The organism is Sporosarcina sp. NCCP-2716, from assembly GCF_023707985.1.
Taxonomy (GTDB): Bacteria; Bacillota; Bacilli; order Bacillales_A; family Planococcaceae; genus Sporosarcina.
Genome location: NZ_BRCF01000010.1, coordinates 43,753 through 67,305 on the forward strand (window position 1 = coordinate 43,753; position 23,553 = coordinate 67,305).

A 23,553-nucleotide genomic window follows, 5' to 3' on the forward strand; every position below is an offset into this window, starting at 1 on the left:
GGAGGAATGACGGTGCAACGGAGCTATATCGAATTGGATCCAGAAGAGATCCCGGTCATCTTCGACATCTCTTTAGCGGAGGATGAGTTCACGATGGGGCTGAACTACAACCAGACGTTCGATTACTACACAGTCGACCTGTGGGACATCGAAGGCGAACCAATTGTCTTGGGTGAGAAAATTGTCCTCAACGAGCCGTTGTTCTCTTCTCTGATTGACGAGCGGCTCCCTGCGCCGTCCATTGTTCCTTTTGACGAATCAGGGAAGGCGTTGGCTGTGACGAAAGAAAACTTCTACAAGACCGTCTTTCTGACGATTGACGATCTGCCGGCAGGTGATCCTGATGGCGACGAGTAAGGAGCTGTTTGGTCGTGTTGTTAGGGTCACAATCGACACTGGAAAAGGGCATCTGAAGTTTGACGGCGACGAACTGGAAATACACTTCGAAGTGCCGTTTGATGATGACAGTGTGCCGAATGTATCGACAATCCAAATCTATAATTTGACGGCGACGACTATCAATCGAATGAAGAAGGGCCAGAACGTGGTCCTTGTCGCCGGTTACCGCAGCGACAGCGGTGTACTCGTGGAAGCGAAAATCACATCGGTCATTTCTCGTTATGAGGGTCCGGAGAAGATTACGACCATTACCATGAAGGAAGGCACGGACTACAGCGGAGTCCAGGTGACCCCTGCCGTTGCCGATGCGGCCAAGAAATACGTAGTGAAAAAGCGTGTCAAGTTGGCGAAGCCTGTGAAGACGACGACCGTCGGGAAAAACGGCAGAAAATACACGCGGACGGTGACCACCAAAACGGTGAATGTGACGAAGACGCGCAAGCAGACCATGAACATCACCTTCGCTGCGGGCACTACTGGGATGACAATTATCAAGCGCCTGACAGCCATCCTTGGTGCTAAGCCAGCTGAAATCAATCTTCCTAAGAACAAAGTGTACAAAACAGGCTTCAAGGTGACTGGCAAAATTGAAAGCAAGCTGGCGACGGTGGTCAAGGACTGCGGCGCCTCCATGTATTGGCGTAAAGGAAAGCTCGTGATCCGGTCAATTGAGGTCGGGAATGATGAACGGTTCACTTTGAAAGAAGAGACCGGTTTGTTAGAGCCTCCTGCCGAGTATGAGGACGAGGACGTCAAAGGTTACCAGGTGCGCTGCCTGCTCCAGCATCGGATCGGTACGGCTTCCATCATCACATTGGAGAGCAAGACAGCCAAAGGGAAGTACCGCGCCCGCAAAGGCAAGCACAGCTGCGACGGCAGCAACTTTGAAACGAATTTCGAGGTGATCTGATGAGCGAAGCAACTAAGTTCTTTGCTGAGTATCAGCGGGAGATTTTATTGAGCGTGGCTACCCTGGCACCTGGAAAAGTGATTTCCTACAATCCGGGGACCAAACGCGCTACCATTCAGCCGCTTTTCCTGACGGCCGACGAAGAGAATATTTACGAGCAGTCCCCGATTTTTGATGCGCCCGTGCTGAAACACTGCCAGGCGGATTGCAAGGTCGGAGCGGCTGTTTTTTATATTCCGGCACAGCGATCCCTGGCCGGCTTGAATGGAACAAGTTTCATCGATCCGGATTCCCATGATCTGATGAGTTCCAATGACGCTGTAGTAGTAGGAGTGTGGGATGGATGAAGACATTGAAAGTGGAGAACGGGGACTTGGTCCTTAACGAGAATGGTGAACTGGCGATGGTAGACGGTGATCAGGAAGTCGCTCAAAGCGTCATGATGAATCTCGCAATTCAAAAAGGTGAGTTTCCGTTGGATGAGTTCATCGGACTCGACACGTCCTTTCTTCAGGAGAAGAGGGTGTCTGAAGAGGAGATGACTGACTCGGTTCTAGGCGCGCTTCAGGTCATGACCGACCAGAATATCATCGAAGGTGCCGAGGACATTACTATGAGCCAGCATGGGCGTGTAGAGACGATCGGACTTCGGGTGTTGCTAGCAGATGGCAGTTCGATAGATCTGACAGGAGGAGGGCGCTATGGGGCTTGATCGCTACGGTTTTAAGAAGAAAGGCTACGCTGACTTGCTGGCCGAGTCGCACGAGAAATACCGGGAACTGTTTGGTCAGGACGTTAATCTGGCCTCCTACACGCCTCTCGGCATCATCAGCCGCGTTCAGGCTTTTTTCTATGCGCGCATTTGGGAGACCATTGAAAAGGTATACAATAGCCGGTTTATCCGGAAAGCTGACGGAGTCTCGCTGGATTACCACGGCGGCGATAAAGGACTTCCGCGGAATCCAGCGCTGCCTTCATATGTTGAGCTGTCGTTCACTGGAGAGCCAGGTCATCTGCTGGACGTCGGTGAAGAATTCACGACAGAAGGGGACGTGCATTTTGTCTTGCTCACGCCTGTCGCGCTCGACTTTTTTGGCAAGGGGACAGGCGAAGCCGTCTCGGCTGATGTGGGGGACTTTACGAATGTCTTGGCGAATACCATCACCACTCAGATTGAGCCGAGTGAGAAAGTTACTTCGGTGACCAATCCACTGCCCTCTGTAGGCGGCGCAGATCTGGAGAGTGATCTCTCTTATAAGAGGCGCCTCTTAAAAGCAAACGAATCAAACGGTAAAGCCACCGCAACCGCAGTAGAAACAGCTTTGCAGAACACCCCTGGTGTCCGTTCTGCCAATGTGGTATTCAACCGGACGTTAGAAGTGGACTCCTCCGGGAATCCGCCGAAATCGTTGCACGCGTTTGTCCTCGGCGGAACAGCCGTTGACATCGCGGATTCCATCTTCAACAGCATGGGGGCGACAACAGAGACAGTTGGTGCCTCCGCCGTGCCGATCGATGATCTCTCCGGAAATACACACGTTGTTCGATTCGATTATGCGCAGGTAGTGGAAATCTACTTGAAAGTGAATCTGGTCACGAACTCGGCATTCCAGGAAGACGGTGCTCGTCAGGTGCAAGACAAGATGATTGCAGTAATCGGTGGTGTTGACTCTGAAAAGGTAGAGCAAGCTGGGTTGTCCATGGGTGGGGATGTGATTCTGTCCCGTCTCTATGGTGCTGCGTATCAAGTTCAAGGAATCGAGGATGTCAAGATTTCCATAGGGAAACTGCCGACCGCGGTGGGAGTTGTAAACATTTCTATTCTGCAAAACGAGGTGGCAGTCACAGGACCCGACCATATCGAGGTGATTGTGAATGCTTAAAGACATGCTCTCCATGTTGACCAGCGCCTTGTCCCAGAAACCTCAGTCGAACATCGGCAAGCTGTTTGCGGTCTTTGCTCTGCAGCATGATGAGGTGCTGCAGACACTTCGAAAGATGGAGGAGTGGGTGGATGTTGACAAGGCGGAGGGTAAGGAGCTGAACGAGTTGGGGGCCGACATTGAGCAGCCCCGTGGGTTGGCTACGGATGCTCAGTACCGAATGATGATCAAATCTAAGAGGATCCGCGCCAAGTCGGACGGCACCTACAATGCCATCATCGATGCTATGGCTAAGACGTTGAACTGTCGTCCGTCCGATATGCGACTCACCAGCGATCGAGCCCTCGGCGGTACGGAACCACTCGCCCTCGTTGTCGAAAAGCTGCCGTTGGCTGTCATGAACAATGCTGGTCTTACACAGAGCCAGTTGATCGCACTTATCGAGCGAGTAGCTCCAGGGGACGTCCGGGTTGCTTCTGCAAACCTGGAGGGGACTTTCGAGTTTGGCAGCATCGCCATGGAGGCGGACAGCGAAAAAGGGTTCGGCAATGTCGAGGGGACCATCGGCGGCTACCTCGGCGCTGCCTACGCACCTAGCGGAAATCAGGAACTACCGATCTAAGAAAGGAAGATGGGAATGGCATTTACTCAAAAGTTACCCGTGTGGCTCGCCCCTGGCGTTGAGCCTCCTGAGATTTTGAAAAACGAAGGATGGAAAGCGGGCATCAAGCCTCCGGACGCATATTTCAACTATCTCCAAAATACCGCATATCTGGCTCTCAAGGAATTGCAGGAAAAGGCTGTGGAAGCATCAGCGCTCGCCGGCAAGGTCGATAAAGAACCCGGCAAAGGGTTGTCTTCGGCAGATTTTACGACGGCCGAAAAGGCCAAGCTGGCCGGCATCCAAGCAGGCGCTACAAACTATCAGCACCCTGCCACTCATCCGGCCACCATGATTACCGAGGATGCGACGCACCGGTTTGTGACTGATGCCGAGAAAACGAACTGGAACGGCAAGGAGACTCCTGCCGGCGCCCAGGAGAAAGTCAACGCCCTGGCCGGCCCCGGAAACACGAAAACGGTGAAGCAGCTGGACAATGCGCTTGCGACGCATTCGGCGGATGAAGCGCTGCACAACATACCTGTCAAAACAATCAAATCCAACATTGATGAAAATTATATTTTCACAACCGTTGAGCATCGAAGGAAATCCGATAACACATTAGTCCGTAAATCCGTTTTAAGTGGCGGTGAAAGCCCTCAGTACACGACCCGAACCATTACTCAATATGCAGCCGATGGTGTAACTGTAGTGGGGACCCCATCCATCTATACACTGAGTTACAACGATGATGGCATATTGACAAGCGAGGTGTAAGGATGATTGATATTCGAGAACATGGAATAGGAGTGGGAAAGAGGAACCCTTTCCTAGTAGTGGGAGGGAATAACCTCCTAGAACTGAGGAATTGCTATGCCACTGAGAAGTACTTTTATGTAGACGAATACAGTGGCGTTTCGAGTGGATACGTAAAGAAGTATGACCGAGACTTCAATTTGATTGCTACCCTCACGTTAAAAGGGGAGAAGTATTTCCGAGATGATTTTCTCATAAATACCGACGCCGGACGAATGACTAAAATAAGACTCGATGATTTTTCCACTATTTCGTCCGTTTTTGTTGGCGATGAAATCACTGGATTGTCTTTTGACTATGACGGGGGAATTACGATTTCTACATTCCGCAGTGGCTCTACCGTCAGGAGATATACCCAGAAATACAACAGTTCGTTAGCAGTTTTGCCAGGTACGCCAACGAGAAATATGGAGGACGTCTTATCCGGATTGGAATCAGACAACACATTTTTTTACGATTTTTATAATGGCGGCGGTGCAATTGTAAAAAGAAAGTTCCCAGAAGGAACTGAAATTCTAAGAATAAATGCGTTAGGCGCCTTTTTAACAACCACCTCAACTCCTCAGTATATTTTTGCATTAAGGCGGACGACCAGCTCGGCGACTTTTGAAAAAATCAATGCTGCAACAGGGACTGTCGAAGTGTTGGAAACATTTCCTGTCGCGAAATTCTTAGCTCTTGCGAATTTCTTTCATGGCGTTTCAGCCGTGGTTGGCAACAAAGTATTGTTCTTCAGCCATGCCTTCCCCGGATTAAAAATCTATGACGTAGCTGGCAGAGAATTAAGTTACCATCCCGAAATAAATAATCGTATCGTCAATACGACTGTGAAAGGAAATATGATTTCCGCAGTTCACGCGAGAGAAGTCGATAAGTATGGCTACTTTTTCACTTTGAAAATCATCTAACAAGGAGGCAACACAATGATCTATCTCAAACACATAAATGGAAAAGTCGCATTCACACACTTCATGCCGTTTGACGAAAAGGAAGGTCTCGGCAAATCCGAAGAGGAATTAAAGAAAGAGGGTATTCTCGTCGAGTCAATTCCTGAACCCGAGCAACGCGAAGGATTTGCGTCTATCCTGAACGTGAATCCTGAGGACAACTCCCTCTTCTACACATATGAAGAAGTCCCGATGTCACAGGAGGAACAATACAAAGCGGAGATTGACGGGCTAAAAGTATCGCAGTTGCAGCAAGATGAAATTCTTATGGATCTTATGTTGGGAGGAGTCTGAGATGAAGGACGCGAAATACAACTTATTCCTGCGTAACTGGGTGAACGGAATCGCTCAAGAGTCTCATTTGGACAAGGCGGTCGAACTTGGCTATATCTCAGCTGATGACAAAAAGGAAATTATGAATAGCACTCGTAATTAAGCATTCGGACCATAATGCGTCTTACGTAAAAGAAGGACTCCCTTCTCCTTTGTCGAATATTGGAAGATGAAGGGAGGGATATTGATTGCCTGCATTTCAAGGTTTTCGTTATACCACGATCGTAGACAGGATCTTCTGTCCGATTCGAGGTAGTTACGAACTAGATAAGAATCAGCTAACTATCACATTTTCAGGAACGGACATTGTTAATGAACTCTTTTATGCCAGACAGGAACTTGGAGATGTCTGTCTGATTGACGGCGGAAAGGAACGTCTATTCAGGATTAGCTCTGATACTGTGATCAGAAATGGCAACCAGGTTATTCTATACGTCAAATAGTGGTATCAACAAGCGTCCTGCGGGACGTTTTTTCTATGCAGAAAAATAGAGAAAAGGGGTCGTGGGGTGAGATATGAAAGAAATCGAGGTGGGAGACAGCATGTATGAAATGCTCAAAAAGCAGGGTGAGTCCATCGTTGATCACGACAATCGTATCGGCAGCCTGGAAGAGTTGACACTGGCACTCAAAGAGGCAGACCGGCAGCATGAGGAAAAGCTTCTTCAGATGGAGACCCAAAATATTAAGCTGCAGAACACAGTACTGACCACTAGCCGGGAGACACAGGAGATTGTCAGGGCGCAGGCGGACAAAATGTACGAGCTCGCGAAATCGTCTATGAACTATCAATCGCTGTCTGCCGAGCAGGCCCACGAACTGCAGATGGCCAAATTGAATGCTTGGGCGACGTTTGCCATGAAACTGAGTGGAGCCCTGGCAACGCTCGCTGGATCCGGTGGACTAATCTATTATGTGGTCACGCATTTCATTAAGTGAGGAGAGATCGAATGAACATCAACTGGAAAGTACGCATTAAAAATAAGTTCTTCTGGCTGGCCCTGGTGCCGGCTTTTTTGTTGGTCACGCAAATCGTCGCCGGCTGGTTCGGCCTTGAACTGGCAGCCGATCTGATCGGGGAGGAAGCGGCCGGATTCGTCAATGCGGTCTTCGCGCTGCTAGCAATACTCGGGGTCGTCGTGGACCCGACCACCGCCGGCGTGGATGACAGTAAACAGGCAATGAGATATCACGCACCTAAAAAGGAGGAAAAGCGATCATGACAAAAACAGAGTGTGCCGTGTGCGGCAAAGAGATCGAAGTACTGGAGCAACGGAACGGGGAGCAGCTCTGCCAGGACTGCTACGACAACTACAAAAACGAAGAAAGCGATGTGGTCGACAATGGCTAAAATTTTCATTGATCCAGGACACGGTGCTCACGACCCGGGAGCTGTCGGCAAGAAATCGAAGGAAAAAGACAACGTCCTGAAAGTCGGTCTGCGTCTGAAAGCATTGCTCGAAGCTGCCGGCCACACCGTAAAGATGTCGCGATCGACAGACGTATTCATTCCACTGTCTGAGCGTGCCCGCGTGGCGAATAGCTGGGGCGCCGACTATTTCGTGAGCTTACACAACAACTCGGCTGTGTCGTCTGCGTCCGGCTTTGAGACATTCATTCATACTCATACTCAATCCAAGACAGCAGGCTTCCAGGCGGCCATCCACAAGGCGATTGCCAGCAAGATCGGTATCCATGATCGCGGCCGTAAGCGCGCCAACTATGCTGTCCTCAGGGAAACACGCATGCCGGCCGTGCTGATCGAGTATGCATTCATCTCCAACTTGGAGGATGAAGCTATCCTCATCAACAAAGTCGAGCAGCTGGCACAGTGGACGGCAGAGGGTATTACGGCGTATGTGGGCGGTACGGTCAAGCCGGCAGCAAAGCCTACTCCACCAAAAAAGGAGGCGATTCCATTGGCGGAACAGAAGAATGCAGCTCCGTCCGCATCCTTGGCTCCCGAAGTCGCGCTTGCGAAAGAAGCGGGCATTACAGACGGGACGTATTTGCACCGTACGGCAACTCGTGAGGAAGTGGCCGCGATGAACTACCGGGTATATAAGAAGCTGGAAGCGGAGATTAACCAGTTGAAGAAGTAACCAGATATGGGTATACTAAGAACTAGCTGATCTGACTAGTTTCAGAAACAGACCGCTGGTATCGGCAGGGTCGAAACCGGCCGTTGAATCGGTGGCGGAAAAGGTAGACGCTAACTAAACGCGGCCCCAGTTCCAGACGGCGTAGTTGTATGCGGGGACATAGTAACGGTGCAGACAACATGCAGGGTGCAAATCCCTGCCCGATTCCTTGCTTGTCTTGTTACAGGCACTCGACACCTTCGGGTGGTTCTTCTTATCGTGGTCAGCCTTTCGGATATAGGGTCGCAACCTTGCCGACAGCACGCGAGTAGTATGCAGGCCTTCCTATAGGCTAAAAAAGCTCTCTCATCCATTGCGGACGGGAGAGCTTTTTTTATTCCTTTACATACGAACAAACATTCCCTATAATTATTTTAAGGAGGGGAACATATGTGCGTAAAACGTTAGAGAGAGCGATAATGTTTGGTGAACTACTTGATATGGTTTACATAGCGGGCGACGGCAAGATCAGCAGGCGGCGCGTCAGGGTGCTGCAGGTAGGAGAGTCATCGTTCCGTGCCTATTGCTACATGCGGGATTCTCGACGGACTTTTCTGATCGACAATGTTCTTGCGCTCGTCCCTGTAGTAACACACGAAAGGGCTGTCATCTAATGGGTGGCACTAGCTTACTGACTACAGAAGCGATTGATCAATTTGAAAAGATGATTTATCTGCCCATGTTGCTCACGATTTTAGACAGGGATGCCAAAGTCTTTGAAGAGATACCGGTCAAATTCAATTTGCCATATCTTTCTGTAATCACGAGGGCTACTGAAATTGTGCATAGTGATTTGACTTCAACACATTTATATTTCAAGCAGCACAAACTGAAGTTAGTAAATGAAGGGAACGACGGTGTCTTTACTTCATATCTTTTTATTATTGATTATGAACAATACAGAAGAAGATACTTAAATGTTCGCCTCCGTAATCACTCCGAGGAGCTTTTAAAAGTTTATTTAGAAAGACAAAAATAGAGAGGATGATTTGAATGACAGCAATACCAAAACCAGCAAAAGCAAAAAAAGCTGCCAGCGCTAGGCCACAGCTAACCGAATATGATTACCAAGAGATTGGTGAGAAGCTCGATGAAGCAATAGAGTTCAAAAGCGAGATAGAAATCACGATTTTTATCCGAAAAAGATTGGAGCGGTATATCGGAGTAATTTCGAGCGCAGATGGTCAAACAGGTAAGTTGTCGCTGCGAGTCGGTTATGAGGATGTGAAAATCAATATGAACGACATTGTAGGAATAAAGTAAGTAGAAGGGGCTGATCAGATGTTTGAAAATAATCGTGATCGCGGTAAAATCAAATGGACGGCAATGATGCTTCCTGAGCATATCGCCATGCTGCGCGACTGGCATGCAGAGGATGGCAGGGTGCCGCAGCCTATACTTACGGATTTTGAACTGGAGGAAATCCAACTGCAGTTAGAGTCAGCAAAACTTCGGCGATGCATTGCACAAGTCAGCATCTGGAGTGATGACAAGATATCCAGCTACATAGGAACCATTGAAGAAATCGACATTCGTAACCGGCTCATCGTATTAGAGGATCCATTCTGTATCGAACGGATTCCAGCTGATCTGATCATCGCTGTGCAACATTTAGATTAACAGCTGGATGCAACTCTGGCCTGTGAATCTAAAAAGCAACCAATCCAACAGTGGACGGGTTGCTCTTTCATTGGCTGAGCTTCGTTATCTTTTGAAAAATAACAGAAAGAAAACTAATGTTGTAAGGCAAGTGAAGTTCAGAATATCTTTTTCTGCGAAACAACATAATTCAACACTATCGAATAGATACGAAATTACGTTCTGCTTTTGTCTGATTAAGGGCGTCAACTTATGGGCGGCATGATGTAAGCCAGCCCGCTTCACAATAAAACGCCAGTCCTCTTAATCGAGGGCTGGCGTTTTTGCTTGTCCGGGTGCGGGTGAACCCTGGCTATGTGAATTGGCCGGGGTCGGCTGACCGCTCGATACTGGCGGCTAACCGATCCATTCCAGCGGCTGACCGATCAATTCCCCCGGCTAACCGCTCAATCCCCCACGCTCCATTCCCCAAGTCCACCCCCAACATTGTGACAATCCAGCAAACCCCGAAACTTTCCGCCATAGTTTCCCGTTAAACAAGTGTGATCGCACGCAAGCGCAGCAACAAGGCGCCGTGCAGCAGAAAGGGTTGAAAGTCATGGATCTATCCATTCATGACGTAACAGCAAGTAATTACCGGGAGATCCTGCAGCTGCAAGTGGCGGATTCCCAAAAGGGCTTCATTGAAACGCCGTATCAATGTCTGGAGGACTCCGTGACATGGAAACAGTTCCGGCCGGTCGGTCTATACGCGGGAGAAACGCTCGTCGGCTTTGCCATGTACGGATTGTTTGAAGAGGAGGGACTGGCGGGACGTCTGTGGATCGACCGTCTGCTGATCGATGTCCGCTATCAGGGGCAGGGCTATGGGAAAAGGTTCATGGTCCTGCTGATCGCCCATGTACTCGAGCAATATGGGCAGCAGCCGATCTATTTGAGTGTCTATCCGGATAACATGAACGCAATCCGGCTCTATGAGCAACTCGGGTTTTCATTCACCGGGGAATTGGATGAACACGGCGAGCACATCATGAAAAAAAGCTGACATCCCCGAAAATGAAAAAGCTGCCGGGCACCAAGTGGAACACGAGGTGCCCGGCAGCTTTTGCCGTACGGGTTGTACATATGCGGACCGAATGGACGCTGATGGGTATCAGTTCCAGTGTCCTTGGTCGACCAGTTTCTTCTTGCTCGTGAAGGCGAACAGGACGGCCAGGATGTTGACGATGAACATCCCTACAATGATCCACAGGACGATCGTATATGTGCCTGTGAAGTCGTAGATGTAGCCATAAGCCGGAAGCGCGATGATCGAAGCGACGGCTAATCCGAGTGATGCCAGCGAGTAGATCTGGCTGTAGTCTTTGCTGCCGAACAGGGTCGCTGTCAATGCCGGAGCCAGCGTACCGATCGAAGCGATCATGAAGCCGAGGAGGACCGCTGCCACCATGATGAACCCTGAAACATTTGCGAAGAACAACAGCATGAGAACCGCTGCGCCACCTAAAATCATAGCGAGCAGAGACGTGTTCTTAGAGCCGATTTTATCGCTGAGAATTCCGAGGATCAGGGAGCCCAACAAGACGCCGATCATGTAAACTCCCATGACCGTACCAGAGAATTCCACGGAATAGCCTTTATTCGCAAGGAATGTCGGGATGTGGATCGAAAAGCTTCCGATTGCAGTGATCAGGAAGAAGAAAAGGGCCAGCGAGTAGAAGGCGCCGGATTTGCGGGCAACCGCAATTGAGATCCCTTTTTCGCTTTCGTTTTCAGCAGCTTCCCCGTTTTCAACAGCAGCCGAAGCGCCGTATGGCAGTAAGCCTTTTTCTTTTGGAGACTTCTTGATCAGCAGAAGGATGACCGGAATGACGATGATCAGCACGGCCAATCCGACGAAGATGTACGACTGGCTCCACCCTTTGCTGGCAATGAGATTACCGACAACGGGTTGTGTTACCGCCCCGATTGCCCCGGAAGCCGCTCCCATGATACCGAGCGCCAGTCCGTTGCTTTTCTTGAACCATGAGTTGATCAGCACTGGACCGGCGATGACGGTGATGAACACTCCGCCGATTGCCAATGGAATCGCGAGAATGTACCAGCCCCAGATGGAACTCATTAAACCGAATGCGGCAAACGAACCCGCTTGCAAAAGAATTGCGACGACCAGCAATCCTTTGATATTATACTTGGCCATTAGCTTACCGCCAATTGGCAGGAAGAACAAGGTCACGATTGATGAAATACTCAAATACAGGGTTAAGTTACCGATACCGACGCCTAGATCTTTGGAAACCGGACTGATGAACAGACCTGCAGTATTGTTCAGTGCTCCCTTGCCAAGACCGACCATCAGACAGAGACCTACGAGAATCAACCACGCATAATGCATCTTACTTTTTGCCATAATTCTATCTCCACACCCTTCTTGGAATTATGTTGCCGCGACTAGTTTAACCAACATACTATACCATAAAATAAATTAGTTAGTCATTAAAACATTTATTTATAATTTTCAACTTTATTTATTAAAATAGAAATTAACGACTATTGTGGTGGGTAATCTACTTGGTGTGTATGAGAACATTGAAAAAGGGTGAAGATAAAAATTATAAAAATACAAACTGTAAAATTGCACAAAAATACGCCGGCCGTCCGTTAAGGACAGCCGGCGTATTGTGTGGACCCTCATTCTTCGAATGTGAATCTGTCCAGCAGTGCTCTTACTTCATCCGTCGTCTCTGTGCTCATCAGCTGGTTGCGCAGCTCACCTGCGCCGCGGAAGCCTTTGACGTAAATCTTGAAGAACCGGCGGAGCGGCTTGAATGGACGCGGCTCCAGCTCCGTCGAATACTTGTCGAACAGATCCAGATGCAGCCGCATGAGGCCGAGCAGTTCCTCGCTCGTATGCTCTCGCGGTTCCGTCTCGAACGCAAACGGATTCTTGAAGATGCCGCGGCCGATCATAACGCCGTCAATGCCGTATTTCTCAGCAAGCTCCATCCCTGTCTTCCGATCGGGGATATCGCCGTTGATCGTCAGCATTGTATCCGGAGCGATTTCGTCGCGCAGCTTCTTGATCTCCGGGATTAGTTCCCAGTGGGCGTCGACCGCGCTCATTTCCTTACGAGTGCGCAAGTGGATCGACAGGTTGGCGATGTCCTGCTTCAGGACGTGCGTCAGCCACTCGCGCCATTCCTCCACTTCCGTATAGCCGAGGCGCGTCTTGACGCTCACCGGCAGACCGCCGGCTTTGGCGGCTTCGATTATGGCGGCGGCCGTTTCGGGATGATTGATCAGCCCGCTGCCTTTGCCTTTCGCAGCGACGTTCGGCACAGGACAGCCCATGTTGAGGTCGACGCCTTTGAAGCCGAGCTCCGCCATGCCGATACTCATCAGGCGGAAAAACTCCGGTTTGTCGCCCCAGATATGCGCGACCATCGGCTGTTCGTCCTCCGTGAACGTCAGCCGGCCGCGGACACTGTAGATACCTTCCGGATGGCCGTAGCTCTCCGTGTTCGTGAATTCGGTGAAGAAGACGTCGGGACGCGCTGCTTCACTGACGACGTGACGGAAGACGACATCCGTCACATCCTCCATCGGTGCCAATATGAAAAACGGGCGCGGCAGTTCACGCCAGAAATTGTTTGTCATGATCCAACCCTCTCAATGTACCGGATGCGCAGTTGCCCGCCATCCTCAAAAATAAAAAGCAGATACGCTCTGCCGTCTTTCTATTTATACCACGTTTCAAGCAGTTTTATCAATAAACCGGCCGCGGCCGAATCCGTAATCGTGCCGGCGTGCGTGTCCGGACTGATTAACAATCGTCACATACGGCAAACGGTCTGTATTGAATGTCAGCCGGCAATCTTCTATAATAGGATTAGTAACATTGCCCTATAAATGAATGAGAGAATAGATGTACTAAAGACTGGTTTTTATTGACCGGGAAAAGAAGGAGGCAGCATGATGAACCAAACTACCCTGAAACGGCATGCCGTCCGTATATCCGGGGCTGGGCCGAAGACAATCGTGTTCGCTCCGGGATTCGGCTGCGATCAGACGATGTGGAGGCTGGTGGCGCCCGCATTCGAGAAGCAATTCCGTGTCGTCCTGTTCGATTACGTCGGCTCCGGGAAATCGGACTACCAAGCCTATTCCTCGGAAACGTACAGCACGCTCGAGGGATACGCACAGGATATTGTGGCCATCATCGAAGCGCTCGGTGACGGGAAGGTGATATTTATCGGCCACTCGGCGGGCGGTACGATCGGTATGCTGGCATCCATTCTCGCCCCTGAGCGGTTCGAGCGCCTGATCATGCTCGGGCCATCCTCCTGTTACGTCAATGCCCCGCCTGATTATGCCGGCGGCTTCGAAAGGGAGGAGCTCGAAGCGCTGATCGGCATGATGGACCTGAATTACATCGGCTGGGCGAAGTATTTGTCGCAAGCCGTCATGCAGAACGCCGACCGGCCGTCGCTTGCGGGGGAGCTGGAAGAGAGTTTCTGCTCAACGGATCCGCTCGTCGCCCGGGAGTTCGCGCAAGCGGTATTCTTTTCGGATTATCGGGACAGGCTTCAGCACGTGAAGGTACCGTCACTCATCCTGCAATGTGCGGAGGACATCATCGCGCCGGAATCGGCGGGTGCGCATATGCATGAGGGGATAGCCGGCAGCACCTTTATGAAGATGGCGGCGACCGGTCACTGCCCGCACATGAGTCACCCGGAGGAGACGATCCGGCTTATTTTTAACTACTTGGAAAAAGAAGGTATGCTGGATGGATGAACGGCTTGACCACGCACCGTGCGGGTTTCTCTCAATGGCGGACGACGGACGGATAACGGAAGTGAACCAGACGCTGTGCGGACTGCTCGGCTATACACGGGGAGAACTGGAAGGCCGGCTCGTCAGCCTTCTCATGAAACGCGAGAGCATCGCATTCTACCAGCTCTATTTCGTTCCGATGATCCGCATGCAGGACAAAGTGGAGGCGATGTATCTTGCACTCCTGTCCAAATCCGGTGAGGAGGTGCCCGTGCTGCTGAATGCGTGCCGCCGGATCGGCAGCGGCGGCCCGGAGATCGACTGCGGCAGCCCGGAGATCGACTGCATCTGTTTCCCGATGAAAGAGCGCTATGAGTACGAAAAGGCGCTGCTGACCGTGAAGCAGGAAACGGATGAACGCAACCGGCTGAAGAAAAAGCAGATCGCCGAGCTGGAATGTCTACAGAAGGAATTGGAGGCCAAGCAGCAGGAATTACTCGTCGTGAACGACAAACTCCGGAAGCTGGCGGACACCGACGGACTGACAGGGCTCCGGAACCGGCGCAGTTTCCATGAACACTTGACGGAAGCCGTCCGTCACTCGGAAGAAAGCAGGCAGCCGGTCTCCCTCCTGCTGATCGATATCGATAACTTCAAACTCATCAATGACACATACGGCCATCTCGTCGGCGACAGCGTCTTACAGGAAATGGGCCGGCTTCTCACGGAAGAAGCAGGGACTGACAATGTGGCCGCCCGGTACGGCGGAGAGGAATTCGCTCTCGTGCTGCCGGCGTCCGGGAAATCCGCCGCTGTCGCCCTTGCCGAACGGATCCGCAGCCTTGTGGAAAAGGCCGACTGGGCATCCACCGCTATCACGGTCAGCATCGGCGCAGCGACTAGCATGCCGGGCAGCACAGAACTCGCCCTGCAGGAAGACGCAGACCGTGCGCTCTACGCGTCAAAAAACGCAGGCCGCAACCGGGTCACCCATGCAAACCACAGCATCCGTGTGCAGTGATAGCTGAGAACCGCTCAAGAACCAGTGCGAACCGCTCAAGCCGCCAGCAGAACGCTCAAGAACCAGTGCGAACCGCTCAAGCCGCTAGCGAAACGCTCAAGAACCAGCATAATCCGCTCAAGCCGCATGGCGAAACGCTCAAGCAAAGCACGACGAAAAATCTCCCGCTCCTCAAAGAGGACAGGAGATTTTTCCGTTCATCAGCCATTCGCCGGCCGCCGTTTCGAATCGCGGATCAGGAACGACAGCAGCAGCCCGACAGCAGCCACTGCGGCAGCGACGAGAAAGGCGACATTGACACCATGGATCTGGCCCGCCACGGTATTGCCGCTGGCAGAAGTGATTGTGATCGTTACGAGGACCGCTGTCCCCACAGCGCCCGCAATCTGGCGGAACGTGTTGTTCATGGCGGTGCCGTGCGGAATGAGATGGTTCGGCAGCTGGTTAAGTCCGAGCGTCGTCGACGGCATCATGACCATGGAGATCCCGAACATCCGGACGGCGTTCAGCACAGCCAAATACGTGAATGTCGTCTCCTCTGTCAAATAGCCGAACAGGAACGTCGTCACGGTCAGGATGGCGAAGCCGGTCCGCAGCAGCCATCTGGCTCCGAATTTATCGAAAAGCGTGCCGGTCACTGGGTTCATGATCCCGGTGACGATAGCGCCCGGCAGCAGCATCAGTCCGGAATGCAGCGCGTTGAAGCCGAGCAGGTTCTGCATGAACAGCGGCAGGATGACCGTAGACCCGATCATCGAGGCAAAAACGATCATGCCGAGGATGGTCGAAAGCGAAAAGACGCCGTATTGGAAGACGCGGAACTCAAGGATCGGTTCCTCCAGTTTCAGCTGCCGGCTGATGAACAACAGGAGGGTAGCCGCACCGACCGCCAGTGAGATGAGGACTTGCGGCGACAGCCAGCCGACGTTGCCCGCCACGCTGAAGCCATACAGCAGTCCGCCAAATCCGAATGACGACAGTACGATCGACAAGTAATCGACCCGCGGATCAGTCTGTTCCGTGACATTCTTCAGCAGGAACCAGGCGGCCGCAATCACGACGAGTACGATCGGCAGGACGACGTAGAACACGCTGCGCCACGGATGGTTATCGACGAGATAGCCGGACAGGCTCGGGCCGATCGCCGGTGCAAAAGCGATGACAAGGCCGAACATCCCCATCGCCTTGCCGCGCTGCTCCCGCGGAAACAGCAGGAACATGACCGTCTGGAGAAGCGGCATCATAATGCCTGCCCCAGCGCCCTGCAGGATCCGGCCGATCAGCAATATCGAAAACGTCGGCGACAGAGCAGCAACGAGCGTCCCCGCAGCAAAGATGCCGAGAGCAGAAAGGAACAAACTGCGCGTTGTGAATTTCGCGATCAGGAATGCTGTGATCGGAATCATGATCCCATTGACGAGCATGAATGCGGACTGCAGCCACTGCACCGTGCTTTCGGACACTTGGAGATCCCGCATGATCGGCGGGAGCGCTGTCGCTAGCAGCGTCTGGTTCAAGATGGTGATGAACGCGCCAGCCAGCAGGACGGCGAGCAGCGGGATATTCTTTTTGAAGTCGAACGTTCCGGAACGTTCCATTGCCTGTGGATTGACCATAGGGTTTCGGACACCTCATTTGGGATAGAAGACTATAGAAACAAGTAAATCAGCTGTTCGCATAATTACCTTTCATTAAACAGCCTACCCTTCCTGCGGCCGATAAAAACTACACCCAGTAAAGCGGCCGGACAAAAGAATTGACCAGAAGAAAATGGCATGGTACAATTACTTTGAATTCAAGATAATAACTTTGGACGGCAATTGATTAATCGAATTGAGCAGTTTCATTTTTTTTACACATATACCCTGAATTCAAGATATTGAACGACAAGGAAGGAATGATCGCATGAACGGACTGAAAGGCATCCATCATGTAACAGCCATTACGAGCAGCGCCGAGAAAAATTACGAGTTTTTCACTTATACGCTCGGCATGCGTCTCGTGAAGAAAACGGTGAACCAGGACGATATCCGCACGTACCATCTGTTTTTCGCGGATGACACCGGCTCTGCCGGCACAGACATGACATTCTTCGATTTCCCGGGAATCCCGCAGGGGACCCACGGGACAAACGAAATCCATAAGACAGGATTCCGCGTACCGACCGATGCGGCACTCGACTATTGGGTGAAGCGGTTTGACAAATATGATGTGAGTCATGGGGGCATCGAGGACGTCTTCGGCAAGAAGACCATTTCGTTCACCGATTTCGATGACCAGCACTATATGCTTGTGTCGGACGAATCGGACACCGGCATTGCATCGGGCAGCCCTTGGAAGAACGGTCCGGTGCCTGATGAGTTCGCCATCACCGGCTTGGGACCGCTCCACATCCGGATTGCGCGGTTCGAGGAGTTCCAGGAACTGCTGGAAACCGTCATGGAATTCAGGAAAGTTGCTGAAGACGGGGCGCTTCATCTGTTCGAAGTCGGCGAAGGCGGCAACGGTGCGCAGCTGATCGTGGAGCATAACACGACACTGCCGAGCGGCCGGCAAGGATTCGGTACCGTCCATCACGCAGCGTTCCGGGTGGAAGATACGAACGCTCTCCATGCGTGGATCGGCCGTCTCCAGTCATTCGGCCTGAATTCGTCTGGCTATGTCGACCGCTTCTTCTTCGAATCGCTCTATGCCCGTGTGGCTCATGGCATCCTATTCGAATGGGCGACGGACGGACCAGGTTTCATGGGAGATGAACCGTACGAAACACTTGGCGAAAACCTGTCGCTGCCACCCTTCCTGGAAGGCAAGCGGGCGCAGATCGAAGCGATCGTCCGTCCGATCGATACGATGCGCAGTACGAGGCACATTGAAAAAGAATATTTGTGAAAAGGGGGCTTTGCCGTGAACCATATTTTCAAACAGGGAGCCGCTCCCGATAAGCCGGTGCTGCTCCTGCTTCACGGAACTGGCGGCACAGAGCATGATCTGCTCGGGCTGGCTAAAATTATCGACCCTGAAGCATCTGTCCTCAGTGTCCGCGGGAACGTTTTGGAGAATGGCATGCCCCGATTTTTCAAACGGCTTGCCGAAGGCGTTTTCGACGAAAAAGACTTAGTGTTCAGGACGGAAGAGCTCAGGGATTTCATCATCGAAGCAGCCGAGACGTGCCAGTTTGACGCACGCAACTTGACCGCCATCGGTTATTCGAATGGTGCGAACATAGCCGCCAGCCTGCTGTTCCACTATGCAGACGTGCTGAAAGCCGCCATCCTGCATCATCCGATGGTGCCGCTGCGCGATGTGTCGATGCCGGATCTGACCGGTGTACCGGTCTGGATAGCAGCAGGGACAAATGATCCGATCTGCCCGGCGCAGGAAGCGGAAGAACTACAGCAGCGGCTAGACGCGGCAGGTGCTTCGGCTACCGTTCATTGGGTGGACACGGGTCATCAGCTGACAATGGAGGAAGTGGAGGCTGCGAAAGCCTGGTATGAAAAGATCTGTATAAGTATTAACAAGCAAGACAACTAAACTAAATCAATTGGGGGAACCAATCATGACACAATGGACAGTAGACACAGCACACTCAGCAGTAGGCTTCGAAGTGAAGCATATGATGGTATCGAAAGTGAAAGGCCAATTCAAATCGTACACAGCGACTGTGGAAGCGCCGAGCCTGGAAGATCTGACGGGGGCGTCGATTTTCTTCAAATTCGACACTGCGAGCATCGACACGAATTCGGAAGACCGCGATGGCCATTTGAAATCTGCAGACTTCTTCGATGTGGAGACCTACCCGGAAATCACCTTCCAGTCGACATCTATCGAAAAAGACGGGGACGACTACCGCGTTACCGGCGACATGACCATTAAAGGCATTACAAAGCCTGTAACGTTCGATGTGGAATACGGCGGAAAAGGCAAAAATCCATGGGGTGTGGAAGTATACGGCTTCGAAGCAAAATCGAAGATCAACCGCGAAGAATTCGGTCTCACTTGGAACGCAGCGCTCGAAACAGGCGGTGTCCTCGTCGGAAAAGATATTAAGATCAACGTCGAGCTCGAAGTCAACCCGGCATCGTAATAAAAGCTTCTTCAAACGGCAAGACGAACAGAGAACCGGTCCCGCGAAAGGGGCCGGTTTTTTCAGGTTTAATCCCCCAGGGCACATCCATATGAAAATGACTTACGAATCGTAGTTAAAAAGTCATAGTCTGTTCGACTGCTATGTGATATGATTGAATATATTAAGAACGGTTGGGGGAATGGAAATGGGAATGTTCGGGAGAAGAGAACGTGTGCAAGTGGGTGCGGATGGGCAGGAAGAACTGTCCCTGCTCAAAGAAAGCTATGCTCAGAAAGAAGAGGAAGGCCGGGCGCAGCTGCTGGAATTGCAGGAGGAGCTGGCGGCGGCCGTCATGCAGCATGACAAAGTGAATGGCCAGCATGGATATTTAGGGGATGCCGTCGGGAAAATCGAAGAGCGCTTCGAAAATATCAGTGGTCTCAGTGAACAGACGGCCAGTAAGTCGGAAGAACTGTATGACAAAGGACATTCCCTGGAAGAACAGTCACGCCTGATGGTCAGGGAAGCGACTGAAGGCACGCAGCAAGTGAATGAAGCAGCGGAGGTCATGAAGGAACTCGGGGCGCAGATCCAAGCCTCCGAGCACAATATGACGACGCTCAGTGCACGGTCGGACGAAATCCAGTCGATCGTCGGCGTGATTGACGGGATTGCTGCTCAAACGAATCTGCTGGCACTGAATGCTTCCATCGAGGCCGCCCGCGCAGGGGAATCCGGCAAAGGGTTCGCCGTTGTCGCCCAAGAAGTCCGCAATTTGGCGGAGAGCACGGGCAAAAGTACAGCAAGCATCCAGACGCTGACGTCCTCGCTGCGCGATGAGATCAGTCACGCGCTTGAATCGACCCGGACCAGTGCCGAACTCGTGGAACGCGGCGTGCAGATCAGCATGACGACCGCTGAGAAAATCGAACGGATCTTGAACACCATCGAAACGAGCCAGGGGGATATCGGTTCCGTTCAGACGATGATCGAAGAACAGAAGAAACTGTCGGCTGAAGTGCGACAGGAACTGGCCGATGCGAAAAATCTTTTCTCTGATGTCCATAACTTGATCCTCGATCATATTGAGGATGCCAAAGAAGTCGACCAGCGCCTTGAGAACGGCATCCGCCAGCTGTCCGCAACGACAGCGCGCTAAATGCTGACAGGGAATAACGGACAAAACACCTTCCGAGACTATAACCGGAAGGTGTTTTCTATCATAGCTTCAGATCTGCCGGCACCTGTGACTGATAAGCGGCGGAAGACAGGAACGTCTCATCCGTCAAAATGTACGGGTGGGTCTCTTCAAGGATGGTCATCAAATGAGCGGGCATCCGGTCGAGCCGGTATGCACATATGAGGGGGAACGACAGTGAGTTTACAGCCCAGTCAATATGCTGTTCCAATTCCCTCACGACCTCCACGGGTTCTTTCATCGACCCCCACTCCACGTGGGCCCAGGAACGGAAAGGTTTATCGTGCATAGACTTCCGCTTCAGAAGGTCGTTGAAATAGGCGAGGATGGCTGGCGGATGATAACTGCCGGAGGAATAATAGAAATCGAAATTCTTCACAAAGCAGAGCAGTTCAAATTGTTCGCGGCTCACCTGGCTGCGTACTTGCTGTGCGATAAGGGGGTAAAGTCGTTCGTTATCAATAAGAAACACGTGTTCATTGCTGGCAATACCGTCAAGGATGTAGCTGACGGCCATCTCGATATAATGAGATTCCGAGGAATACGAGTAGAGGACATGCGGATACTGTCCTGTCCGAAGCAGTGATTGCAGTTGCGGATTCAAAGCTGTCACCCTTTCTTATGATATATAGCAACGGAGTAAGTGAGGGACTAGCGGATCACCAATGCGTTTATTTAGCATGTTTGCTTAAGTATAGCATAGGACTTCGGGACTTAGCAGAGAACTAAAGAGCGGAACTGAGAAAATATTTCCTCTTTTTCTGGCAGGATTCGACATGTTTTTATTGAAATGCGAAAGGGCTATCCCGCCATATCGTAACAGACATGGCGGGACAGCCCTTTTTCATGGGGAATTGTCAGATGGACGCTTCGTAGATCGACTCCACTGCATCTCCAAGCGTCTTGTTGAACTCTTCTTCGGACTGGTTCGCGTTCAAGTCTTGGCTCAGCGCCCGGGAGAAACTTGCGATCAGGCCGTCGTTCTCTTTCAGTTTCTCGTTGGCGATATCGGTCGGATAGCCGCCGGACAATGCAACGACGCGGACGACACGCGGATGTTCGATCAGCTCGCGGTACAAGTTCGCTTCTGTCGGGATCGTCACTTTCAGCATGACGTTCTCATCCTCGTTCAGTTGTTCGAGATGGTTGAGGATCTCGTCTTTCAGCATCGTCTCACAGGCCGGTTTGCTGGTGCTGTTGATGTCGACTTCCGGCTCGATGATAGGCACGAGTCCTGCTGCGATGATCTGCCGGCCGACTTCGAATTGCTGGTCGACGACTTCTTTGATGCCCTGTTCGTTCGGTTCCTTGATGACCGAGCGCATCTTCGTGCCGAAAATGTGGCGCTCGTTCGCCCGCTTCAGCGTCTCCTCGAGATCGGTGATCGGCTTCATGAGCTGGACGCCGTTCTTCTCGTCCGCCAGCCCTTTGTCGATCTTCAGGAACGGGACGATGCCTTTCTTCTCTGCGAGGTAGTCCGCTGTATACATCCCTTCGATTTCACGGTCCATCGTCTGCTCGAACAGGATCGCTCCGAGGATCCGGTCTGAACTGAATGCCGGGGAGGTGATGATCCGGGTGCGCATATCATGCACCAGGCCGAACATTTCATCATCACCGGAATACTTGTCTTCCGTCACGCCATACGCCGCCAATGCCTTCGGGGTGCTCCCGCCGCTTTGGTCGAGCGCTGCGATGAACCCTTTGCCGTTCTTCACTTTGTCGAATTGCTGTTCGTCCATTCCACTCACTCCTATCCATTCTCGTGTTTCGAAACAGTGTTCGCTGGAACCAGGCGTAATAGAAAACACCTTGCTCTTTTCATGTTACCATGATTGGACTGCCTCAAACCAACAAAGCGGGTTTCTGTCGGAAGGAAAAGGGAACAATTCGAGAAGGGGACAAGAAGGGTACGGCGCCCGAACAACATGGAAGAAGCCTACCCGCGTCACTGCTGTGCCCGGACAAGCTCCTTCGGCTGTCATTGCTTACAGACTGCGTCCCGCCATGAGTTCGTGCTCAGCGAGTTTCGGGATTTCCAGTCCTTTCATCGGCGTGCCGATCCCTTTCGACAGGGCGGCGATCAGTTCGTAGTTCCGGAAATCTTTCGTTGCCTGGACGATCGCCCGGGCGAATGCTTCCGGGTTATCGGACTTGAAGATACCGGAACCGACGAAAACGCCATCCGCCCCGAGTTCCATCATGAGTGCAGCATCGGCCGGCGTTGCGACCCCGCCTGCGGAATAGTTCAGCACAGGGAGGCGTCCGGCTTCCCGGATGGCGAGCAGGACGTCGTACGGAGCTGCGAGATTGCGGGCTTCCGTCATCAGTTCGTCCTGGCTCATATGCACGACTTTGCTCACTTGGGCGTTGATCATCCGGAGATGGCGCACGGCTTCCACAATGTTGCCGGTGCCGGGTTCGCCTTTTGTCCGGAGCATTTGAGCGCCTTCCCCGAGACGGCGCGCAGCTTCACCTAAGTTGCGGGCTCCGCAGACGAACGGCACGGAGAAATCGCTCTTCAGCAAGTGGAATTCTTCATCCGCCGGTGTCAGCACTTCACTTTCGTCGATGCAGTCGACGCCGAGAGATTCGAGCACGCGGGCTTCCGAAATGTGTCCGATACGGGCTTTCGCCATGACGGGAATCGATACGGCTTTCTGCACTTCCTCGACAATGCGCGGATCGGCCATCCGGGCTACGCCGCCGGCAGCACGGATATCCGACGGGACCCGCTCGAGTGCCATGACGGCGACAGCTCCTGCGGCTTCCGCGATCTTCGCCTGTTCTGCATTGACGACGTCCATGATGACGCCGCCGTAATTGATTTCGTTTTTCATGATCATTTCCCCCTTTTCAT

General features: G+C 52.0%; 30 protein-coding genes. 24 read left to right on the plus strand and 6 right to left on the minus strand.

What is annotated here, in order from left to right; genetic code table 11:
- Nucleotides 1-12 precede the first annotated feature (12 nt).
- The 18 genes from NFU03_RS14005 (at nt 13) to NFU03_RS14085 (ending at nt 10,674) form a co-directional block, all read left to right on the plus strand.
- A complete protein-coding gene (locus NFU03_RS14005) occupies nt 13-357 on the plus strand; it encodes a phage baseplate plug family protein (RefSeq protein WP_251639662.1) in 345 nt (114 codons plus the stop codon).
- On the plus strand, nt 344-1,309 hold the full coding sequence (locus tag NFU03_RS14010; protein WP_251639663.1) for a phage protein: 966 nt from the start codon (nt 344-346) through the stop codon (nt 1,307-1,309). Before NFU03_RS14005 ends, NFU03_RS14010 begins: the two co-directional genes overlap by 14 nt.
- Nucleotides 1,309-1,656, plus strand: coding sequence for a hypothetical protein (locus NFU03_RS14015; protein WP_251639665.1), 348 nt, complete (start codon nt 1,309-1,311; stop codon nt 1,654-1,656). Before NFU03_RS14010 ends, NFU03_RS14015 begins: the two co-directional genes overlap by 1 nt.
- Nucleotides 1,653-2,021 (plus strand): hypothetical protein, encoded by a 369-nt coding sequence (locus tag NFU03_RS14020; RefSeq protein WP_251639666.1) that lies wholly within the window; start codon nt 1,653-1,655, stop codon nt 2,019-2,021. Before NFU03_RS14015 ends, NFU03_RS14020 begins: the two co-directional genes overlap by 4 nt.
- Nucleotides 2,011-3,192, plus strand: coding sequence for a baseplate J/gp47 family protein (locus NFU03_RS14025; RefSeq protein ID WP_251639667.1), 1,182 nt, complete (start codon nt 2,011-2,013; stop codon nt 3,190-3,192). The genes NFU03_RS14020 and NFU03_RS14025 overlap by 11 nt, the downstream gene beginning before the upstream one ends.
- Nucleotides 3,185-3,814 carry a hypothetical protein gene (locus NFU03_RS14030; protein ID WP_251639668.1) on the plus strand — a complete coding sequence of 210 codons (630 nt, stop codon included), beginning with the start codon at nt 3,185-3,187 and terminating at the stop codon, nt 3,812-3,814. Before NFU03_RS14025 ends, NFU03_RS14030 begins: the two co-directional genes overlap by 8 nt.
- 15 nt (nt 3,815-3,829) lie before the next feature.
- The gene (locus NFU03_RS14035; protein WP_251639669.1) at nt 3,830-4,570 is read left to right on the plus strand and encodes a hypothetical protein; all 741 of its coding nucleotides are present in this window, start codon (nt 3,830-3,832) and stop codon (nt 4,568-4,570) included.
- 2 nt (nt 4,571-4,572) lie between these two features.
- Nucleotides 4,573-5,517, plus strand: coding sequence for a hypothetical protein (locus NFU03_RS14040; protein ID WP_251639670.1), 945 nt, complete (start codon nt 4,573-4,575; stop codon nt 5,515-5,517).
- 15 nt (nt 5,518-5,532) lie between these two features.
- Nucleotides 5,533-5,850 carry a hypothetical protein gene (locus NFU03_RS14045; protein ID WP_251639671.1) on the plus strand — a complete coding sequence of 106 codons (318 nt, stop codon included), beginning with the start codon at nt 5,533-5,535 and terminating at the stop codon, nt 5,848-5,850.
- A 1-nt stretch (nt 5,851) separates the two neighbouring features.
- Nucleotides 5,852-5,992, plus strand: coding sequence for a hypothetical protein (locus NFU03_RS14050; RefSeq protein ID WP_251639672.1), 141 nt, complete (start codon nt 5,852-5,854; stop codon nt 5,990-5,992).
- Nucleotides 5,993-6,405: 413 nt separating this feature from the next.
- On the plus strand, nt 6,406-6,828 hold the full coding sequence (locus NFU03_RS14055; protein WP_251639673.1) for a hypothetical protein: 423 nt from the start codon (nt 6,406-6,408) through the stop codon (nt 6,826-6,828).
- Between the two features lie 11 nt (nt 6,829-6,839).
- Nucleotides 6,840-7,112, plus strand: a complete 273-nt coding sequence (locus NFU03_RS14060) for a phage holin (RefSeq protein ID WP_251639675.1) — start codon at nt 6,840-6,842, stop codon at nt 7,110-7,112.
- The gene (locus NFU03_RS15740) at nt 7,109-7,240 is read left to right on the plus strand and encodes a hypothetical protein (RefSeq protein ID WP_285835453.1); all 132 of its coding nucleotides are present in this window, start codon (nt 7,109-7,111) and stop codon (nt 7,238-7,240) included. Before NFU03_RS14060 ends, NFU03_RS15740 begins: the two co-directional genes overlap by 4 nt.
- The gene (locus NFU03_RS14065) at nt 7,233-7,991 is read left to right on the plus strand and encodes an N-acetylmuramoyl-L-alanine amidase family protein (RefSeq protein WP_251639678.1); all 759 of its coding nucleotides are present in this window, start codon (nt 7,233-7,235) and stop codon (nt 7,989-7,991) included. The genes NFU03_RS15740 and NFU03_RS14065 overlap by 8 nt, the downstream gene beginning before the upstream one ends.
- Nucleotides 7,992-8,643: 652 nt before the next feature.
- Nucleotides 8,644-9,009 (plus strand): YhjD family protein, encoded by a 366-nt coding sequence (locus tag NFU03_RS14070; protein WP_251639680.1) that lies wholly within the window; start codon nt 8,644-8,646, stop codon nt 9,007-9,009.
- A 14-nt stretch (nt 9,010-9,023) separates the two neighbouring features.
- Nucleotides 9,024-9,293 (plus strand): YolD-like family protein, encoded by a 270-nt coding sequence (locus NFU03_RS14075; protein ID WP_251639683.1) that lies wholly within the window; start codon nt 9,024-9,026, stop codon nt 9,291-9,293.
- 18 nt (nt 9,294-9,311) lie between these two features.
- Nucleotides 9,312-9,650, plus strand: coding sequence for a YolD-like family protein (locus NFU03_RS14080; RefSeq protein ID WP_251639685.1), 339 nt, complete (start codon nt 9,312-9,314; stop codon nt 9,648-9,650).
- Between the two features lie 577 nt (nt 9,651-10,227).
- The gene (locus NFU03_RS14085) at nt 10,228-10,674 is read left to right on the plus strand and encodes a GNAT family N-acetyltransferase (protein ID WP_251639688.1); all 447 of its coding nucleotides are present in this window, start codon (nt 10,228-10,230) and stop codon (nt 10,672-10,674) included.
- 108 nt (nt 10,675-10,782) lie between these two features.
- Here the strand turns inward: NFU03_RS14085 and NFU03_RS14090 are convergent, their stop codons facing one another.
- On the minus strand, nt 10,783-12,039 hold the full coding sequence (locus NFU03_RS14090; protein WP_251639690.1) for an MFS transporter: 1,257 nt from the start codon (nt 12,037-12,039) through the stop codon (nt 10,783-10,785).
- A 281-nt stretch (nt 12,040-12,320) separates the two neighbouring features.
- Nucleotides 12,321-13,286, minus strand: coding sequence for a tRNA dihydrouridine synthase (locus NFU03_RS14095; RefSeq protein ID WP_251639694.1), 966 nt, complete (start codon nt 13,284-13,286; stop codon nt 12,321-12,323).
- 318 nt (nt 13,287-13,604) lie between these two features.
- On the opposite strand from NFU03_RS14095, the gene NFU03_RS14100 reads away from it, so the two are divergent.
- On the plus strand, nt 13,605-14,426 hold the full coding sequence (locus NFU03_RS14100; protein ID WP_251639696.1) for an alpha/beta fold hydrolase: 822 nt from the start codon (nt 13,605-13,607) through the stop codon (nt 14,424-14,426).
- On the plus strand, nt 14,419-15,426 hold the full coding sequence (locus NFU03_RS14105) for a sensor domain-containing diguanylate cyclase (RefSeq protein WP_251639699.1): 1,008 nt from the start codon (nt 14,419-14,421) through the stop codon (nt 15,424-15,426). Before NFU03_RS14100 ends, NFU03_RS14105 begins: the two co-directional genes overlap by 8 nt.
- A 200-nt stretch (nt 15,427-15,626) precedes the next feature.
- Here the strand turns inward: NFU03_RS14105 and NFU03_RS14110 are convergent, their stop codons facing one another.
- Complete coding sequence (locus NFU03_RS14110; protein WP_251639701.1) at nt 15,627-17,042, minus strand: MDR family MFS transporter; 1,416 nt, start codon at nt 17,040-17,042, stop codon at nt 15,627-15,629.
- A gap of 289 nt (nt 17,043-17,331) precedes the next feature.
- Between NFU03_RS14110 and NFU03_RS14115 the strand changes: the two genes are divergently transcribed.
- The 4 genes from NFU03_RS14115 (at nt 17,332) to NFU03_RS14130 (ending at nt 20,654) form a co-directional block, all read left to right on the plus strand.
- Complete coding sequence (locus tag NFU03_RS14115) at nt 17,332-18,315, plus strand: ring-cleaving dioxygenase (RefSeq protein WP_251639703.1); 984 nt, start codon at nt 17,332-17,334, stop codon at nt 18,313-18,315.
- A gap of 15 nt (nt 18,316-18,330) precedes the next feature.
- Nucleotides 18,331-18,960, plus strand: coding sequence for an alpha/beta hydrolase (locus NFU03_RS14120; RefSeq protein ID WP_251639706.1), 630 nt, complete (start codon nt 18,331-18,333; stop codon nt 18,958-18,960).
- Nucleotides 18,961-18,985: 25 nt separating this feature from the next.
- Nucleotides 18,986-19,513 carry a YceI family protein gene (locus tag NFU03_RS14125; protein ID WP_251639711.1) on the plus strand — a complete coding sequence of 176 codons (528 nt, stop codon included), beginning with the start codon at nt 18,986-18,988 and terminating at the stop codon, nt 19,511-19,513.
- A 187-nt stretch (nt 19,514-19,700) separates the two neighbouring features.
- Nucleotides 19,701-20,654: a methyl-accepting chemotaxis protein gene (locus NFU03_RS14130; RefSeq protein ID WP_285835454.1), complete on the plus strand. Its 954-nt coding sequence runs from the start codon at nt 19,701-19,703 to the stop codon at nt 20,652-20,654.
- A gap of 61 nt (nt 20,655-20,715) precedes the next feature.
- On the opposite strand, the gene NFU03_RS14135 is transcribed toward NFU03_RS14130, so the two are convergent.
- The 3 genes from NFU03_RS14135 to pdxS all read right to left on the minus strand — a co-directional run bounded on the left by NFU03_RS14135 (nt 20,716) and on the right by pdxS (nt 23,533).
- On the minus strand, nt 20,716-21,297 hold the full coding sequence (locus NFU03_RS14135; protein WP_251639715.1) for an MEDS domain-containing protein: 582 nt from the start codon (nt 21,295-21,297) through the stop codon (nt 20,716-20,718).
- Between the two features lie 253 nt (nt 21,298-21,550).
- Nucleotides 21,551-22,435 carry a fructose bisphosphate aldolase gene (locus tag NFU03_RS14140; RefSeq protein ID WP_251639719.1) on the minus strand — a complete coding sequence of 295 codons (885 nt, stop codon included), beginning with the start codon at nt 22,433-22,435 and terminating at the stop codon, nt 21,551-21,553.
- A gap of 246 nt (nt 22,436-22,681) precedes the next feature.
- Complete coding sequence (gene pdxS, locus NFU03_RS14145; protein WP_251639721.1) at nt 22,682-23,533, minus strand: pyridoxal 5'-phosphate synthase lyase subunit PdxS; 852 nt, start codon at nt 23,531-23,533, stop codon at nt 22,682-22,684.
- Nucleotides 23,534-23,553 lie beyond the last annotated feature (20 nt).